This is a genomic window from Flavobacterium sp. YO64, assembly GCF_004119505.1.
Lineage (GTDB): Bacteria > Bacteroidota > Bacteroidia > Flavobacteriales > Flavobacteriaceae > Flavobacterium > Flavobacterium oncorhynchi.
Genome location: NZ_NRQV01000002.1, coordinates 79,298 through 96,033, shown reverse-complemented (window position 1 = coordinate 96,033; position 16,736 = coordinate 79,298). Strand labels below are relative to the sequence as shown.

Here is a 16,736-nt window from a genome sequence, read left to right as displayed (position 1 = left end):
ATTAAAAATCGAAATTAGATTTTAATTTCTAAATTTTATTACGTCTTTACGTAAACTGCTATTATAAATTCATTTATTACCTCTTATCACCTCATTTACAGCACTAATATCTCTGAAAATAAAACAAAAAAAAGATTCACAAAGTATTTATTTCCTTGCGAATCTCCCTCTTCTTTTTATGCATTTACAGCCTAATCCAGATCGTTTAATAAATCCTGAACATCGTCATAATCTTCATAATCCTGCGAAATAGTCTGAAGAATTTCTTTACAGGCTTTATAATCTTTTTGTTTTAGTTTGGATAAAGCCAAATACCAAACTGCTTTGTCTTTATAAACAGAAGTTCCTGTTTTTAGTTCATTAAAAACAGTTTCAGCTTTTATATAATGACTTTCTTCTAAAAGAGAAACGCCATAGAAAAATTGTATTTCGGCCGTTTTTTGTTTTTGAAGAACGGTTTCAAAAAGCGGAATTGCTTTGTTGTATCTTTTTGCATTATACTCCATTTCAGCTTCTTTTAGAGTTGCATCAACTGTTCCTCTTTCCGTAAAAAAAGCTTGTTCAGGATTATTATAATCTGCAAAAGTTGGATTTTGGCTGTAATTAAAAAAGAACAATCCAAATAGAACAGCAATAGAAGCTGCAACAGCAAAATACCAAGGTTTTAAACCTATAACTTTTGTTTTCTTATTAAAGTGTTTGTTTGAAATATTAGTTAGATTTTCTTTAAAAGCTTCTCGCTCCTGTTCAAATTCAAACTTATTTGCCAGTTGAAGCTGTGTGTTTTTGAAAGTCTCAAATTCTGATGCAAATTCTGGATCTGATAGTAGTTGTTTTTCAAAATCATTTTTAGCTTCAATTGTTAATTCGCCTTGAAGATATTGATCAAATAATATATAACGCTCTTCGTTCATGACTACTTGTTTTTTAAAGATTTAAAGTTTTTTGCTTCCTGAATCCATTGCGTTAACTGACCCACGCATAACGATTTCTTTTTACGAACATATCCGTAAGTTACGTTTAGTTTTTCGGCCACTTCTTCCATTGATTTGATCGTAAAACTGAGCTTTAATAGTTCTTGACACTTATCTCCCAATTTCTGGAACATGGTATCAAAAAGCTGTTGTTTCTCGTCAAAATCCTCAGTTTGTCCAATTAATTCTAAAGCAGATTCATTGATAGATACTGCATCTTCATTAATTGTTACCCCTTTATTGGATGTTTTTTTAAGCTCATTCAGCCATTTTCTTTTACACAATAAAAAGAAATAAGCATCAAACGGACAGGTTAACTGCAGCGCATTGGCTTTGGCTTGATTAAAAAGCAAAATCAACACGTCCTGAACCACATCCTGAGCCTGATCTCTATCTCCAGAATTATTCATTATAAACATAACAACTTTAGGAACAAACTTTTTGTAGATGGTTTGAATTACTGCCGAATCGTTTGAGGCAAGTCCTTCAATATATTTTTGATCCAGATGTACTTTGGTTTTATCCATAAAAAACTTTTTATCAGATAAAGTTAAAAAAGAATTTCAAATAAAAGGGTAACAATTGATTAGCGTAGTTGATATAAGGGAACAAATATCTTTTAAAAGAGAAAAAATAAGAGAAAATGGAAATGTATCAATTTACTTCTGAAAAAACTTTGAATCAATTTCACGAAATGATTTCTGCTAAAACCCGAAATGGTTTTGTAGTTGTTGAACATAACGAGAAACTGCCTTATGTGGTTTTATCTAGAGAGAAAAAGGTCGTTAAGCATACTTTGCATTTATTTCTTACCTGTCTCACTTTCGGGCTTTGGTCTGTTGTATGGATTTATTTAATCGTTACGCTTTCGCAGAAGAAAAACATTTTAGTCGCGGTTGATGAAGACGGAAATCTATTTGAGGACAAATGCCTGTCTGCCTAAAATTAAAAAAAATCAAAATCAGGGGTAACAATTTTTAACCCTCGAACATCTATCAATATAATAATCATTAAAACCAGAAATTATGAACACAAATTTTAAAAAAATCGGACTTTTATTCCTTTTACTAATTTCTTTTGTAAGCTGCGACACCAGCGATGGCGATGATCAAAATATTATTTTACCGCCAACTGCTGCCGCTTTTAAAAGCATCAGCGAAAAAGGTCTTAAAAAAAATACGCAAAATTTTACTATTACTGCAGGAACGGGGGTGGTAACATTAACATCTGCAAAAGGGGTAAAATTAACTTTAAACGGAGATTGTTTAACTAAAAACGGAAATCCTGTAACAGGACAGGTTGATATTGAATACGTCGAACTTTTTGATAAAGGAAATATGCTGATTTCTAATAAACCGACTATGGGAGTTATGCCTGACGGAAAGAAAAACCTTTTGATTTCGGGCGGAGAATTCTTTATTAAAGCTTCTCAAGGAGGTGTCGAATTAAAAACTTCGTGCTACATGAATTTAGTTGTTCCAACGGCTTTAACAAATGGTTTGGATAATGCTATGACTTTATGGAACGGCGTAATCGATGAGCGCGGAGAACTGGCTTGGGAACAACCTAAACCAAATGCTGATGGAACTGGCGGTAAAGGCGGCGTGCAAGGCGAAGGTGCAAATTATTACGTTACTTTTGGAAAATTTGGATGGACAAATGTGGACCGTTTTTATAGTGATCCAAGACCTAAAACAACACTTTTGGTAAAAGCTCCTGAGGGTTATAATAATGAAAATAGTGCTGTGTATTTATCTTACGATGGCGAAGGAACAAATGCTCTTGCAAAATTAGACACCTACACTTCTGCAGGATTATTCAGCGAGCATTATGGTCAAATCCCAATTGGTTTAAAATGCCACGTGATTTTTGCAACTGAAGCTAATGGCCAATGGCGTTATGCGATTAAGGCCGTAACTGTTGCTGCAAACGACGTTTATACTTTTACTCTTGCCGAAACAACGGTGGGCACGGAGGCGCAGCTGGTAGCGGCGATCAATGCAATCCAGTAACTTACGATTACTTTTTTTAAGAGAAAGTGGTGATTTGCTCATCACTTTTTTTTACATTTAATCTTGTTTCAAAATTTACCCTGACGATTTTAAAACTAAAAACTCTCTAGTTATGAAACCAATAACGTCTGTTTTCTTGATTTTATTTACCGTTTTCGCAATTGGACAAACCAAAGTAAAAGACACCATAACCCGAAGAGCTTCTATTGGTTTTATCCAAAATGGAAATGCTGTTACTTTTAAGCCCGAAACACCGCCGTTAATTCCTATTGCAGGTGCGCCAAAACCTAGTTATTCTTATTTATGGGAATTGGGAGACGGACATTACAGCAAAGAAGCTGAACCTAAACATATTTATAAAAAGAAGGGAACATATACCACAAGACTTGCTGTAACGAATAATTACGATAACGGAAAACCTCCCGCAACACGTCCGAAAAAAGTGGCTGTAAATGATGTGACGGATAACAATTACAAAGATATTGCTTCGATAGCTGATCAAAATGGTTTTGCTATTTTAAAAAACTGTGATCCAATTCCGGAACAGGAAATGGTAGTTGTGGTAAGTTACCAAAATCTAGAAAATTATGTTTCAAGCGGTAAACTATATCTTTTTTATAACGAGAAACAGTTTAAGCATAATAACTTTGAATTAAGTGATTTTAGAACTTATGCAGACGAGCGCGAAATAAAAGAAAACTTAGTAGCAGCAGTTGATGATCTTGATGATTCTAATAATTTTACGGCTGCTGCCGAAAGTAATTTCAATCTTAAAAGATACCGAAACACTACAACGGAAGAGGATCTTGATGCTTCGCTTTTAGACGCACGTAAAACCTATCATAATGTTTCGGTTTTAGAATTTGATAATGCTGATCCGGGTGAAACTCGAAATGTTTTTTATACTTTTAAAACTACCCCCGAAATGATAAAAGATACTAGCGCAACGGTTACAATGCGTGGTATTTTTGTTCCGAATCGAAGTTATAAAAATCATAAAATTAAGAATCTTGAAATGGAAATTGTAACCTCTCACGATCCTAATAAAATGGGATCTAACGGGAGTTTTATGAATTACAGATTGGTGCGTTTTAAAAGGGTTAATTTTAAAACTCGTTTTCAAAATAATGGCGAAGGTCCTGCAAGAAAAATTCGTTTAGAAACTGATATTCCTGATATGTTCGACAAAAAAACATTTCAAATTGAAAGTATGTATCCAGAATGTCCTATTTGTCCAAAAGACGAAGAACCAACGGTAAGCTGCCTTGATACAATTATTAAACAGAAACAAATTATTTTTACGTTTAAGAATATTTATCTGCCGGGAACGGAACAAAAAAATGTAAAGGAAAAAGACAGTACAAAAGGTTTTGTAAAATACTCGATGAAATTTGGCGAAGATTTTCATAAAGTAAAAACCAAAAGCAGAACTTCGATCATTTTTGACAAAAATGAACCTATTATTACTAACTACGCTACTACTCGATTCTTGCCGGGAATCTCGATTGGTGCAAAAGCAGGTTATAATTTTTATCCTGATTTAGATAAATCGACGAGTTATTTTGTGGGCGCAACAATTTCGCCTTTTAAATCGTATCGCTTTTACTGGCAGGTTGAATGGGTAAATGCTTTAAACCAATACAACAGCGCAGTCGATATTGTAAATGAAACTCGTGTCAATGCAAATGGAGTACGACAATTGCAGCGCACAACTACTATGACCGAAAACAAAAATATCAATTGGGAAGTTCCTGTTTTAATTCGCTATAACATCAATAATTATATAGGTATTGGCGCAGGAATTCAGGCTAATATAAATGTTTCATCGGAACAACATCAAAATATAAAAGTAGAAACTTTTGAAGGCGAAAAAGAACTGATTTTATTAGATACGAAAACAACAGCGAATACGGTTAAAAACTCTTTTTCCGGTTTTAATACTGGGCTTTTGTTTGATTTAACGGCGGGTTTTGCCAGAATTGGACCAAGCGTAGGCGCGCGTTATGTAATTAATTTTGAACAGAATTTTAATTATTTTCAGGTTTATGGAATTTGGAAGTTTTAATTTTTTCTTACCATGTAAGTGATGTAAACTCATCTTACCTACATTGTCTTATTAATACAAATGTCACCCTGAGCGAAGTCGAAGGCTTTACAACTAAAAGGTCTTCGACTTCACTTAAACAGACAAACCTTTATCAACGAAATTTATAATATGAACTTATATCGCATTTATGTTTTTATCTTTCTTTTTATAAATCTGAGTGTTTTTGGACAGAATCAGGAAGATAAAATATACAATGCTGTTGACAGTTTTACGGCTCATCCATCTATAAAAGCGATACAAGATTTATCTAATGTTGAAGCTGCTTTTTGGAAAAATCCTAATCCCAAAACGAAAGAAGAATTACTGGCAATTGTGGTTTTAAACTGCAATAAAGGATATTATGAAAATTTGTTTGGGCTGACTCAAAATGCTGTTTCGAGTTATGAAAAAGCATGGCAGGTTTTTCAAAAACACAAACTCGGCAATTATGATATAATTGAATTCTGCCTGAAACCTTTGGGAAATTTATATACTGTTTTGGGTGATTACGATAGTGCCGAGAATACTATAAAACAATATTATTTTATTGCAAATACTTCTAAAATTTATCCTGACGCACAAAAACAAAAATTTGCCGCCATTTTGAATTTATCAAATGTGTATCAAGGTTCTGGCAAAATTTCTATGGCGATTGAACTTTTAGAAAATACTCTAAAAACGGAGAACTTATCTAACTTACAAAAAGGAATCTTGTGGAATAATCTTGGGAATAATTATTTACTAAGTTCTACAGAGAATTTAATGCGCCCTGAAATTCTTAAAAAAGCGGAAAAAACTTTTGAAGCTTCAATAAAATATCTTGAAAAGGAGAAAGGTCAATCTGAAACTTTATCTAATTCTTACCGCAATCTGGCTTCGATGAACAGACAATGGCAGCGATTTGATCTTGCGGATTCTTATATGCAAAAGGCTGAAAAACTGTTTTTAGAAACGCCAAATCAGCAGCCTAGAAAATTAGCAAAACTATATTATGAAAAGGCTTTATTGTTTTTTGATGAGCGAAAATATGACGAAAGTTCGAACGAAATTACAAGGATTTTTAAAACTTTAATTCCTAATTACAATTCAAAAAACATATTGCCAAACCAAAATCAATTGTATACGGAAACGGTTTTGGCGGATGCACTCGATTTACAGGCAGAAATGTTGAAATCTAAGCAGCCTAAAAAAGCGCTGGAAGCTTTTGAACTTTCTTTTTACATCGAAGATTTATTGATGAATAGTCTGGTATACGAAAACTCAAAAATTCTAATGCAGCTGCGATCTCGAAACCGTACCGAAAAATGCATTTCGATTTATGATGAATTGTTTAAAAAAGAAAGTAAAACACAATATCTAGAAGAAGCTTTTCAGCTTTCGGAAAGAACGAAATCGGGTATTTTGCAACGTTATCGGTCTAATTTTAAAAACGCTTCGACGGAAGAAAAACAGCTTTTACAAGAACTTCAAAATCTTAACAATGCTATTATAAAGGAGCAGCAAAAAGGAAATTTGGCTAATATTTCAAGAATAAATAATTTTATAAAAAAGCAAAACGAATTAATGATTTCGTTGAAAAAAGTACAGCTTAAAAATGCTGATTATATTCCTGAGAAATGCGATTTAAAAGGATTATTTTCAAAATTAGAAAAAGATAAAGCAGTAATGGTTTATTATTTTATGGGATTTGAAAACCAATATTTCTTTACTTTACAAAACAGCACCATTAGCTTAAATCGTCTTAACACTTCACACATATCGATTCCTAAAATTGTACAATTTGTAGATTATTTTAATGATGCAAACGCTATTACAAATGACATTTCCGGCTATAATAAATGTGGTAAACAGGTATTCGATATTTTAAAACTGCCAAATAATTCTATCAATAAAAACTTGATAATAGTTCCTGACGGCATTTTAAATTTTCTGCCGTTCGAAGCTTTAATTACACAGGAATCAAAAACAACAAATTTTGCCAGAATGCATTATTTACTGAATGATTTTAAGATTGCTTATAACGCATCGGCTAATATTTATCTGAATTCAAAAACGGTTTTAAAATCAGATAAAACGGTTTTGGGTGTTTTTCCGGTTTTCGAAAAATCAGCTTTTGAATTGCGTTATTCGAAGAAAGAAATGGAATCGATTCGAAATAATTTTAAGGGAAAATATTTAGAAAACGCCGATGCTACATTTAACAATTTCAAAAATAATGCTTCAAATTATTCTATTTTACATTTGAGCACACACGCTTCTTCGGGTGACATTGAAACTCCGGCAAGCATCAAATTTTACGATCAGGAAATTTTATATTCAGAATTGTATAATCTGCATATTAATCCTGATTTAGTGGTTTTGAGTGCGTGCGAAACTGGAATTGGAAAATTGTATAAAGCCGAAGGTGCCATGAGTGTTGCAAGAGGTTTTCAGTTTGCCGGCGCACAAAATTTAATGTTTTCTTTATGGAAGGTAAATGATTTTACAACTTCAGTTTTTATGACTGATTTTTACAAAAACGTCAAAAATAATGTTTCGTATTTTGAAGCGAATACAAATGCAAAACGGGAATATTTAAATGACAAATCGATTCCGAATGCAAAGAAATCGCCTTATTATTGGAGTTCTTTTGTGTATTACGGTTCTATTTCGGGAGAAGAAAAATCAGGAAATTATATCTATTATGTGATTAGCTTTTTGATTGTAATTGGCTTATTTTTGGTTTTCAATCAGTATCGAAAATGGAAAATCTTCACGAGGTTCTCAAAAAAGAGAAATACAAAAAAATAAAATTCAAAGTTACCAAAACACAGCATCTTTCTATAAAAGCGAAGATTAACGGTATTTCTGGAAATTTCATTTTAGACACAGGCGCATCCAACACTTGTATTGGTTTTGAAAGTATTGAACGTTTTGAACTGGCTGCAAAAAAATCTAAAACAAAAGCCTCCGGTGCGGGCGGAACTGGAATGGCAACGCAAATTTCGGCACACAATCATTTGCAGTTAGGAAGCTGGAAAAAGAAAGATTTCAGTATTGTAATTTTTGATCTTTCGCACGTAAATGAGGCATTAGAATCCTACAAAGCAAAACCCGTTCACGGTATTATTGGCGCAGATGTTTTACTTGAGGGTAAAGCGATTATCGATTATTTTAATCATTATGTGTATTTGAAATAAAATCAAATCTTCAAATAAAAAATCCCAAACTCCTTTCGGAATTTGGGATTTTTTCAATCTAAATTAAATCAACAATTAATGGGTGTGTTTCGGATTAAAACCGTCTTCACTTACTTCTGTCGGTACATAATCAGCAAACATTTCAGCTTCGTAATCGATTTTTTCTCCTTTAGAGAATTTATGAATAATTTTCTCCATGATATTATAAATTACTGGAACTACAATTAAGGTTAGGAATAAAGAAGAAATTAATCCTCCGATAATTACCCAAGCCAAACCGTTTTTCCACTCAGCTCCAGCTCCAGATGCTAATGCAATTGGGAACATACCAAATACCATCGCAATTGTCGTCATCAAAATCGGACGTAAACGAGCGTGATTTGCTTGAATTAATGCTGTTCTGATCGATTCTCCAGCTGCTCTACGCTGATTGGTATAATCGACAAGCATGATCGCATTCTTACACACCAGACCAATCAACATGATGATACCTAAAATGGTAAAGATATTTAATGAGTTGTTTGTTAATGCTAAGGCAAGCATCGCTCCAATGAACGAAAGCGGGATAGCAAATAATACTACGAATGGATGCACGAAACTGTCATACAAACTCACCATTACAAGGTAAACTAAAATAATTGCAGCTAATAATGCGATTCCTAAAGTACCAAATCCTTCAGATTGATTCTCCATATCACCACCCCAAATATAGTTTACTCCAACTGGTTTTTTCAGCTTGTCTAATTTTTCCTGCCATATTCCAACAATTGTACCTGAAGGAACTCCAACGTTTTGTCCTTTTACAGTTACAGATGCTGATTTGTCTCTACGCTCTAACTGGCTAGGTCCAGAACCTTCTGTAATATCTGCAAACTGAGACAGTTTAATTTGCTGCCCAGCATTATTTATGAAAATCAAGTTACTTACATCAGTAATACTTTTTCTGTCGAATGCATTGTATCTAATATTGATATCATATTCGTATTCACCAGCTCTGTATTTACCATCTGTGTTTCCGCTAAAAGCAGTTTGCATGGTTAAACCAACTGTTTGAAGTGTTAATCCTAAAGCAGCCATTTTATCACGGTCCACTTTTACGTTGATTTCAGGGTTTCCGTCCTCAACAGTCAATTTGATCTCTGTTGTTCCTGGAATTTTACGTAATTCAGCTTCTGCTAATTTTGCAAATGCCATCGCGCTTTCTGTTGACGGACCTGTTACAATTAATCCTAATGTTGCATCTTCAGCAGTTCCTAAAATACCTACCGGTACCGTTTTTACTTTTGCTCCAACTAATACTTTTTCAAGCTTACGTTTAATTTTTGCAGCATAAACTGAGGCATCATCTTTACGATCTTTTTGATCGATCATTTTTACGTCAATCTCCGCTTTGTAAGCTGTAGCCTGCGATGCTCCAAAACCTTCACTTGTTTGTCCTACTGTCGTAATTTGACTGTGAACATATTCTTCATTTTTAAGGAATGCTTCTGCTCTTTGAGTCATGAAGTTGGTTTGTTCTAACGAAGCGTCTTTTGGCATTTCGATTTGAACTAAGAACTCTCCACTATCAGATGATGCAAAGAACTCTCCTCCAATGAAACCTCCACCCATTAATCCAACTGTTGAAACTAAGAAAAGAACAATTACAACAGTAAATGTTTTGATATAGTGATCTAAACACCATGTTAACAAATGAGAAACCCAGTTTGTAAAACGTGTTAAATACTCTTCGAAACCAAGAATGATTCTTCCAAATAAATTTTTCCCTTCAATATGCTCTAATTTCCCAAAACGAGATGACAACCAAGGAATAATTGTAAATGAAGCCAACAATGATAACATCGTTGAGATAATTACGGTAACACAAAATTGTGTAATAATATTAGATACTAAACCAGAACTCATTGCGATTGGCAAGAATACCACGACAATTACTAAAGTAATAGAAGTTACTGTACCTCCAATTTCAGCAGTTCCGTCATAAGATGCACGAATTCTGCTTTTACCCATTTCCATGTGTCTGTAGATATTTTCTAATACCACAATCGCATCATCGACCAGAATACCTACAACTAGAGACAATCCTAATAAACTCATTAAGTTCAAAGTATATCCCATTAAATAAATACCAATAAATGTAGCAATTAACGATGCAGGAATAGATACCATTACAATCAATGAGTTTCTAATACTGTGCAGGAAGAACAACATTACAAAAGCAACAAGAACTACTGCAATTAATAAATCGTGTACTACAGAATCTGCCGCCTCAAGTGTAAATACTGTACTGTCTTTTGCTACTTCTAATTTTAGTTGATTTTCTTTATAATCTTTTTCAAGAGTTGCAATTGTTTTTAATAAATGCTCACTTACCGCTACCGCATTTGCATCAGATTGTTTTACGATTTGTAAAACGATCGCACTTTTTTGATCTACACGTGATATTTTCTCCGCAATTTTTTGCGTATCCTGAACATCAGCAATATCACTTAAACGAACTTGTATTCCGTTTTGAGAAGAAACTACCAAGTTTCTTAATTCTTCAACACTTTTATATTTACCCGCTAAACGAATTAATATTTTTTGATTACGAGTTTGGATGTTTCCTGTTGGGAAATCTAAGTTTGACGTTAAGATATTTTGTTGTACCTGAGGAACTGACAAGTTGTAACCCTGCATTTTTACTGCATCAAGATTTACTTGAATTTCACGCTCTGATCCACCAATAATATTTACCTGAGCAACACCTTGTACACGAGATAAAATAGGCGCAATTTTTTTGTCAATTAAGTCATAAAACGCAGCTTCATCCATTTTTCCGTTAGCACCAAGCGTCATAATTGGTAAATCACTCAGCGAGAATTTGGTCAATGCCGGCGTTTTAACGTCATCTGGTAAATCACTGATGATTGCGTTAATTTTTCGCTGTGCATCGTTCAAAGAGAAATCGACTTTTGCGTTTGATGTTAATGTAATCGATACGATCGATAAACTTTCGTACGATTTAGAGTCAATTTTCTTGACATTTTCTAAGGATGCGATCGCGTCCTCAATTTTCTTGGTCACAGTATTTTCAACCTCACTCGGAGAAGCTCCAGGATAAACGGTAGAAATGGTAATAACGTTTTGTTCAAACTTTGGGATCAGCTCGTAGCCTAGCTGGCTGTAACTGAACAATCCACCAAGCGTTAGAATCGTAAACAATACAATTACTAACGACGGACGTTTTATGGATATTTCGGCTAATTTCATATATTTTTTTGTTATGCTTTAGGCTGTAGGCATTAGGCTTTAAGCTTTTTTATCAGCTTATTGCCTATTGCTTAAAGCTTATAGCCAAATAATTATTTAATAATTTCTACTGTATTTCCGTCTTGTAAGTTAATCTGTCCTGTAACGATTACTTTTTCTCCATCAGATAAACCATTGATAACTTCAACTTTATCACCCAAAATTCTACCTGCAGTTACTTTTCTCAATTTTGCAATACCATTTTCAGCTACAAAAATTTCGTTGCTGCTTACACTTCCAACAAATGCATTTCTAGGTACAACCATCATGCTTTGTTTTTGTTGTTTTGATGCAAAGTTTGCAGTTCCGTACATACCTGCTTTTAGATCGTTATTAGTGTTATTTGTAATTTCGATTTCAACAGGAAAGTTTAAAGACTCGTCAGCTTTTGCTGCAATGAAAGTAATTTTTCCAGAAAAAGTTTTGTCAGGATATACACTTGCAGTAATATTAACATGATCTCCTAATTTTAAACTTGTTACTTGATTTTCGTTTACAGTAACAATAAGTTTTAGTTTAGAAACATTTACAATATCAAACAATGCAGTTGCAGGCATACCTGTTAGGATAGATCCCGGCTCAATGTATTTTTTATTGATAAAACCATTAATTGGTGCTTTTACCTTAGTATCTCCAACATTGATATTTGCTTGTTTAAGATTAGACTCAGCATTTGTTAAAGCTAATTTTGCCTGATCTAATTGTTGCTTAGTAACACCGCCTGTTTTAAAAGCATTTTCGTATCGGCTGTAATCAGATTTTGCATTTTGATATGCTGCTTGTGCTTGTTGTGCGCTTACATTGATTACATCACCTCTCATGGTTAACAATGTTTGACCCACACGTACATAATCACCTTCTTTAGCCAAAACGCTGATTACTTTTCCAGATTTCTCAGCTGAGAATGTTAATTCTTGAATAGGCTGAAAGTTTCCGTTTGCAACAAAGTCCAATGAAACTTCTTCTGTTTTTACCGGTGAAACTTTTACTGAAACTGCTGCATTTTTTTCTGCAACAATATCTGTTTTTTCTTTATTTTCTTTCTTATTATTATTTAAGACATACCCAATCGCCCCCAGTGCTGCGATTATGATTACGATTGTTATAATAGTTTTCTTCATTGTAATTAGTTATTTAATAAGAGATTTAAGTTCGCCTTTTGATTTGATTAAAGATATTTCGGCAATTTTATAATTTAAAACTGCTCTTGTAAAATTATTTTGAGCTTCAAGAGATGCATTTTCAGCATCCAGTAAATCTGTTAATGATGCTAATCCTTGAAGATAATTATTTTTTGTATTGCTTAAAATCTCAGTCGCTAAGCGCATATTTTCTTTTTGATTTTGGATCGTTACAAGGTTGTTGTCAATTTGAGCCATTGCATTTCTATAATCTAAATCAAGCGAAAGTTTAGTGTCTTTAATATCCTCTTGAAGTGTTCTGATTTCTACATCAGCCTGTCTTACTTTTGCACGAGTTCCAAAACCTGTAAAAATCGGCACATGCAAATTCAATCCAATTGCAGAGAAATCTGACCAATACACGCCATTTGAAGGTTTTGCAAACCAAGGCATATTAGGTCCTTGACCAATATAATTGTAACCAGCAGTCAGCGAAAGTGTTGGATAATATCCTGCCTCAACCGCTTTTTTATTGAATACTAAAAGTTCTTCTTGTTTTTTCAAAAGCAAGTATTCTGTTCTATTTTCAATATTTGGCAGCTCAGTTAATGATGCAGGCACCACTTCAAATTCTTCTTTAGGCATATCGATTACCGTTTCAATAGGCATACCCATATAAAACTTCAAAGCATTTTCCTGCAATGTAATTTGATTTTTAATTTGCTGACGCTCAGTATCAATGTTTGACATTTTTACAACAATACGATCCAAGTCAATTTTCTTAGCCAAACCGTTACCAAACTGTCCTTTTACAATGTCACGAACCTTAGTAGTATTAACATAGTTACTGTCTAACAAAACCAATCTTTCTTTTTGTACATATACAGCATAATAGTTGTTTGCCACTCTTTCAATTACCTGCTCTTCTGTTAACTGATCGTTTATTTGATAAAACTCACGAGTAGATTTTGCAGCTCTTAATCCTGTAAAAACAGATTGATCAAAAATTGCCTGAGTCAAAGAAACTCCAGCAGTTGATGTCCATTTTTGACCAAATGCCGCTTGAATAGTAGTTCCCGGCTGACCAAATCCTGCTCCGTCAATAACTGTTGTTTGAATTATTGGATTATGAGTTAAATTTCCGTTAGCAGAAATTTGAGGTAATGCTCTAGAACGTATTTCCTGAATTTTGTACTCACTATTTTCAACCTGTAATTTTGCTTTTTTAGCATCTGCTTTATTTTGAAGCGCATAATTAAGTGCGTCTTTCAAGGTTAAAGTTGTTACTTGCGCATTGACCGATAAGCCAATTGTACACAAAAATATAAGAACTATTCGTTTCATATGAAGTTAAAATTTGTTTTGGATTGATGATTTAAAAATCATGTTTATAATAGATTGATGATTATGCTCTAACTTTTTCGAGTTGTTTTTCTAACTCAACTATTCCTTTTTCTGTTGCCATAGCTCTGGTATGATACTCCAAAGCTTCCAATTCTATTTCCTGCGCTTCTCTTTCAGAGACAGTTGTTTCGTTTATATGAAAAATTAAAGTGTAATAAAACTTCACATAAATGTCAATATTTAAATCGGGGCGATATAATCCTTCTCGGATTCCTTTTTCTATATTTTCTCTAAAATACTGTGTACATTGGTCGATTTCGTACGACAATACATTTTGATAAATTTCTGGGTAATGTTTCTTTAACTGATAGATTGGCGATGTGTCTGTATTGTTTTTAAACATATCACGGAACATCTCTCTAATTTCAAAATTCTCTTGAATCGAATTGAAGTTCTTAGCCACAATAGTGTCGATTATTCCATGCACTTGTTTATGAACCGTCGAAGTACTCTCTTCAATCAAAACTTCTTTATTACAGAAATACTTGTAAATCGTTTTTTTCGAAATACACATTTCACCCGCAATATCATCCATCGTAACGCTCTTAAAACCAAGCTTCAAAAAAAGTTCACTGGCTTTCGAAATAATTTTCTCTTTCATTTTAATTTTCCGACTTGCATCACAAATATACTCAGGAAACTAAAATCTAAAAAATAGTTTCCATTATATTTGTAATAATTTTACATTAAATTATACTTTCTGTAAGATTTATATACTAAATTCTAAGTTTGCAATCAGCTTAATATCTTTGCCTAGTGCTAAACCTCCGTTATGATTAAATGAATTATAGTCAAGTCCAAAATCTTGACGTCTAATATCTCCTTTAATTTCAAATGCAACTTTTCGCTCTCCATTGTAAGTATTAACGCCAATAAATTCTGCATCAAGTTCTACAACTTTAGTCACATCTTTTATTGTTAAGTCGCCTTTAAAAAAGTTAATATTATTATTCACCTTTTGAAATGAAGTCGATTTAAAACTGATGATAGGATGCTCGTCTACATCAAAAAAATCCTGAAGCTGCAGATAAGTATCTATCTGCTGAAAACTTTCGTTTTTGTTATTTATATCCAGTGAAAATTCAACCGACGCATCTTCAATTTCATTGTCTTCGATATTCACATAACCGCCAAATTTATTCGTTGTCCCTCCTAAATAAGCAATTATCGAATGTCTCATTTTTATTAAAACATCTGATTGTGTCGAATCTAAAGTCCATGTTGTCTTCATAAATATTTGATTTTATTGAGTTTATAGCTTCCTCAAACCTCTTACGGAAACTTTTACAGTGTTTCAAGTTTCCAAATTAACGGTGCAAATATAAACAGGAAACTCTAAACACCAAAAAAGTTTCCGTGTTTTTTTTAAATAATTTTAACTTCTTAAGAATTAATACATTTCAGGACAATTTTAAGCAGAAACTTGCTTTTGGAATTTTAAGGCCAAAATAATTCATTAATGAATTGTATCTTTGAGGCTCATAAATTAGAATTTCATGCACGATATAAGTCAATACCAGGATTTTTTTATTGATTATTTAAAAAAACAAGACATACACAAAGAACCCGGAAATCTTTATGAACCTATTGAATACATTTTAGGACTTGGCGGGAAACGCATACGCCCAGTACTGACTTTAATGGCTTCTGAAGTTTTTGACACTACTTATAAAACGGCGCTTCCAGCAGCAATGGCGGTTGAAGTTTTTCATAATTTTTCGTTAGTCCATGATGATATTATGGATGATGCACCTTTGAGAAGAGGACAAATAACAGTTCATGAAAAATGGAATTTGAACACCGGAATTCTTTCTGGTGACGCAATGCTTATTTTGGCTTATCAGTATTTTGAACAATATGAACCAACTGTTTTTAGAGACTTAGCCAAACTTTTCAGTAAAACTGCTCTTGAAGTATGCGAAGGACAGCAATGGGATGTTGATTTTGAAGAAAGAAACAACGTTACCATTACAGAATACTTAAAAATGATCGAATATAAAACTGCTGTTCTTGTAGCAGCAGCAATGAAAATGGGCGCAATTGTTGCCAAAACTTCAGAAAAAGAAGCCGATTTAATTTATGATTTCGGACTAAATTTAGGTTTAGCTTTTCAGCTTCAAGACGATTATTTAGATGCTTTTGGAGATCCTGAAACTTTTGGAAAACAAGTTGGCGGCGATATTATTGAGAACAAAAAAACATACTTATATATAAAAGCATTAGAATTCTCAACGCCAGAAAAAGCCGATGAATTACAAAAATTATTCAGCATTCAACTAGAGGATAATTCAGAGAAAATTGAAAAAGCGAAAGCTATTTTCAACGAATCCGGCGCCTCAAAAGCGACACAAGAAACTATTGAAATGTATACTCTTAAAGCTTTTGAAACTTTGGAAAAAATGGAAATCAGCCCAGAAAAGAAAAATGTTTTAAGAACATTTGGCGAGAATTTAATGGATAGAAAAGTTTAGTTTTTAACCAGAGATTTTAAGAATTACAAGATTTTTTTGTTTACCGCGAGTTTCTGCACTAATTAAATTAGTGCAATTTGTGTAATTCACGACGAAAAAAATCTTCACTTTTATTACGATGTAAACCCGATAGATTTTTAAAACCTTTCGGTTTTGTCGTTTTTTGTCATTTTTCGACATTTAAAAGAGCTTCGACTT

Annotated in this window: 13 protein-coding genes; 6 read left to right on the top strand and 7 right to left on the bottom strand. The window is 33.2% G+C overall.

The annotated features are described in order from the left end of the window. Nucleotides 1-191 precede the first annotated feature (191 nt). Nucleotides 192-914, bottom strand: coding sequence for a tol-pal system YbgF family protein (locus BOW57_RS01750; protein ID WP_129052832.1), 723 nt, complete (start codon nt 912-914; stop codon nt 192-194). A gap of 2 nt (nt 915-916) precedes the next feature. After that, nucleotides 917-1,501, bottom strand: a complete 585-nt coding sequence (locus BOW57_RS01745) for an RNA polymerase sigma factor (protein ID WP_129052831.1) — start codon at nt 1,499-1,501, stop codon at nt 917-919. 116 nt (nt 1,502-1,617) lie between these two features. Here BOW57_RS01745 and BOW57_RS01740 point away from each other — a divergent pair, with 116 nt between their 5' ends. From BOW57_RS01740 to BOW57_RS01720, 5 genes are all read left to right on the top strand, one after another. Then, nucleotides 1,618-1,917 carry a hypothetical protein gene (locus tag BOW57_RS01740; RefSeq protein ID WP_129052830.1) on the top strand — a complete coding sequence of 100 codons (300 nt, stop codon included), beginning with the start codon at nt 1,618-1,620 and terminating at the stop codon, nt 1,915-1,917. A gap of 82 nt (nt 1,918-1,999) precedes the next feature. Continuing rightward, nucleotides 2,000-2,986 carry a hypothetical protein gene (locus tag BOW57_RS01735; protein ID WP_129052829.1) on the top strand — a complete coding sequence of 329 codons (987 nt, stop codon included), beginning with the start codon at nt 2,000-2,002 and terminating at the stop codon, nt 2,984-2,986. A gap of 112 nt (nt 2,987-3,098) precedes the next feature. After that, nucleotides 3,099-5,051 carry a PKD domain-containing protein gene (locus BOW57_RS01730; protein ID WP_129052828.1) on the top strand — a complete coding sequence of 651 codons (1,953 nt, stop codon included), beginning with the start codon at nt 3,099-3,101 and terminating at the stop codon, nt 5,049-5,051. A 150-nt stretch (nt 5,052-5,201) separates the two neighbouring features. Beyond that, complete coding sequence (locus BOW57_RS01725; RefSeq protein ID WP_129052827.1) at nt 5,202-7,862, top strand: CHAT domain-containing protein; 2,661 nt, start codon at nt 5,202-5,204, stop codon at nt 7,860-7,862. Further along, nucleotides 7,814-8,251 (top strand): retropepsin-like aspartic protease, encoded by a 438-nt coding sequence (locus BOW57_RS01720; RefSeq protein ID WP_089059546.1) that lies wholly within the window; start codon nt 7,814-7,816, stop codon nt 8,249-8,251. The genes BOW57_RS01725 and BOW57_RS01720 overlap by 49 nt, the downstream gene beginning before the upstream one ends. Nucleotides 8,252-8,326: 75 nt before the next feature. Here BOW57_RS01720 and BOW57_RS01715 read toward each other — a convergent pair whose 3' ends face one another. The 5 genes from BOW57_RS01715 to BOW57_RS01695 form a co-directional block, all read right to left on the bottom strand. Then, nucleotides 8,327-11,503, bottom strand: coding sequence for an efflux RND transporter permease subunit (locus tag BOW57_RS01715; protein WP_129052826.1), 3,177 nt, complete (start codon nt 11,501-11,503; stop codon nt 8,327-8,329). A 92-nt stretch (nt 11,504-11,595) separates the two neighbouring features. Then, complete coding sequence (locus tag BOW57_RS01710; protein WP_089053715.1) at nt 11,596-12,663, bottom strand: efflux RND transporter periplasmic adaptor subunit; 1,068 nt, start codon at nt 12,661-12,663, stop codon at nt 11,596-11,598. Between the two features lie 9 nt (nt 12,664-12,672). Beyond that, nucleotides 12,673-14,007: a TolC family protein gene (locus BOW57_RS01705; protein WP_129052825.1), complete on the bottom strand. Its 1,335-nt coding sequence runs from the start codon at nt 14,005-14,007 to the stop codon at nt 12,673-12,675. 61 nt (nt 14,008-14,068) lie between these two features. Further along, a complete protein-coding gene (locus BOW57_RS01700) occupies nt 14,069-14,668 on the bottom strand; it encodes a TetR/AcrR family transcriptional regulator (protein ID WP_129052824.1) in 600 nt (199 codons plus the stop codon). Between the two features lie 108 nt (nt 14,669-14,776). Then, complete coding sequence (locus BOW57_RS01695) at nt 14,777-15,298, bottom strand: YceI family protein (RefSeq protein WP_089053712.1); 522 nt, start codon at nt 15,296-15,298, stop codon at nt 14,777-14,779. 265 nt (nt 15,299-15,563) lie between these two features. On the opposite strand from BOW57_RS01695, the gene BOW57_RS01690 reads away from it, so the two are divergent. Then, entirely contained in the window at nt 15,564-16,538 is a 975-nt protein-coding gene (locus BOW57_RS01690; protein ID WP_129052823.1) for a polyprenyl synthetase family protein, read from the top strand. Nucleotides 16,539-16,736 lie beyond the last annotated feature (198 nt).

What these genes read in the sequence shown, in the direction of transcription:
- BOW57_RS01750 (WP_129052832.1), bottom strand. Translation starts at nt 914, where the DNA reads ATGAACGAAGAGCGTTATATATTATTTGATCAATATCTTCAAGGCGAA.
- BOW57_RS01745 (WP_129052831.1), bottom strand. Translation starts at nt 1,501, where the DNA reads ATGGATAAAACCAAAGTACATCTGGATCAAAAATATATTGAAGGACTT.
- BOW57_RS01740 (WP_129052830.1), top strand. Translation starts at nt 1,618, where the DNA reads ATGGAAATGTATCAATTTACTTCTGAAAAAACTTTGAATCAATTTCAC.
- BOW57_RS01735 (WP_129052829.1), top strand. Translation starts at nt 2,000, where the DNA reads ATGAACACAAATTTTAAAAAAATCGGACTTTTATTCCTTTTACTAATT.
- BOW57_RS01730 (WP_129052828.1), top strand. Translation starts at nt 3,099, where the DNA reads ATGAAACCAATAACGTCTGTTTTCTTGATTTTATTTACCGTTTTCGCA.
- BOW57_RS01725 (WP_129052827.1), top strand. Translation starts at nt 5,202, where the DNA reads ATGAACTTATATCGCATTTATGTTTTTATCTTTCTTTTTATAAATCTG.
- BOW57_RS01720 (WP_089059546.1), top strand. Translation starts at nt 7,814, where the DNA reads ATGGAAAATCTTCACGAGGTTCTCAAAAAAGAGAAATACAAAAAAATA.
- BOW57_RS01715 (WP_129052826.1), bottom strand. Translation starts at nt 11,503, where the DNA reads ATGAAATTAGCCGAAATATCCATAAAACGTCCGTCGTTAGTAATTGTA.
- BOW57_RS01710 (WP_089053715.1), bottom strand. Translation starts at nt 12,663, where the DNA reads ATGAAGAAAACTATTATAACAATCGTAATCATAATCGCAGCACTGGGG.
- BOW57_RS01705 (WP_129052825.1), bottom strand. Translation starts at nt 14,007, where the DNA reads ATGAAACGAATAGTTCTTATATTTTTGTGTACAATTGGCTTATCGGTC.
- BOW57_RS01700 (WP_129052824.1), bottom strand. Translation starts at nt 14,668, where the DNA reads ATGAAAGAGAAAATTATTTCGAAAGCCAGTGAACTTTTTTTGAAGCTT.
- BOW57_RS01695 (WP_089053712.1), bottom strand. Translation starts at nt 15,298, where the DNA reads ATGAAGACAACATGGACTTTAGATTCGACACAATCAGATGTTTTAATA.
- BOW57_RS01690 (WP_129052823.1), top strand. Translation starts at nt 15,564, where the DNA reads ATGCACGATATAAGTCAATACCAGGATTTTTTTATTGATTATTTAAAA.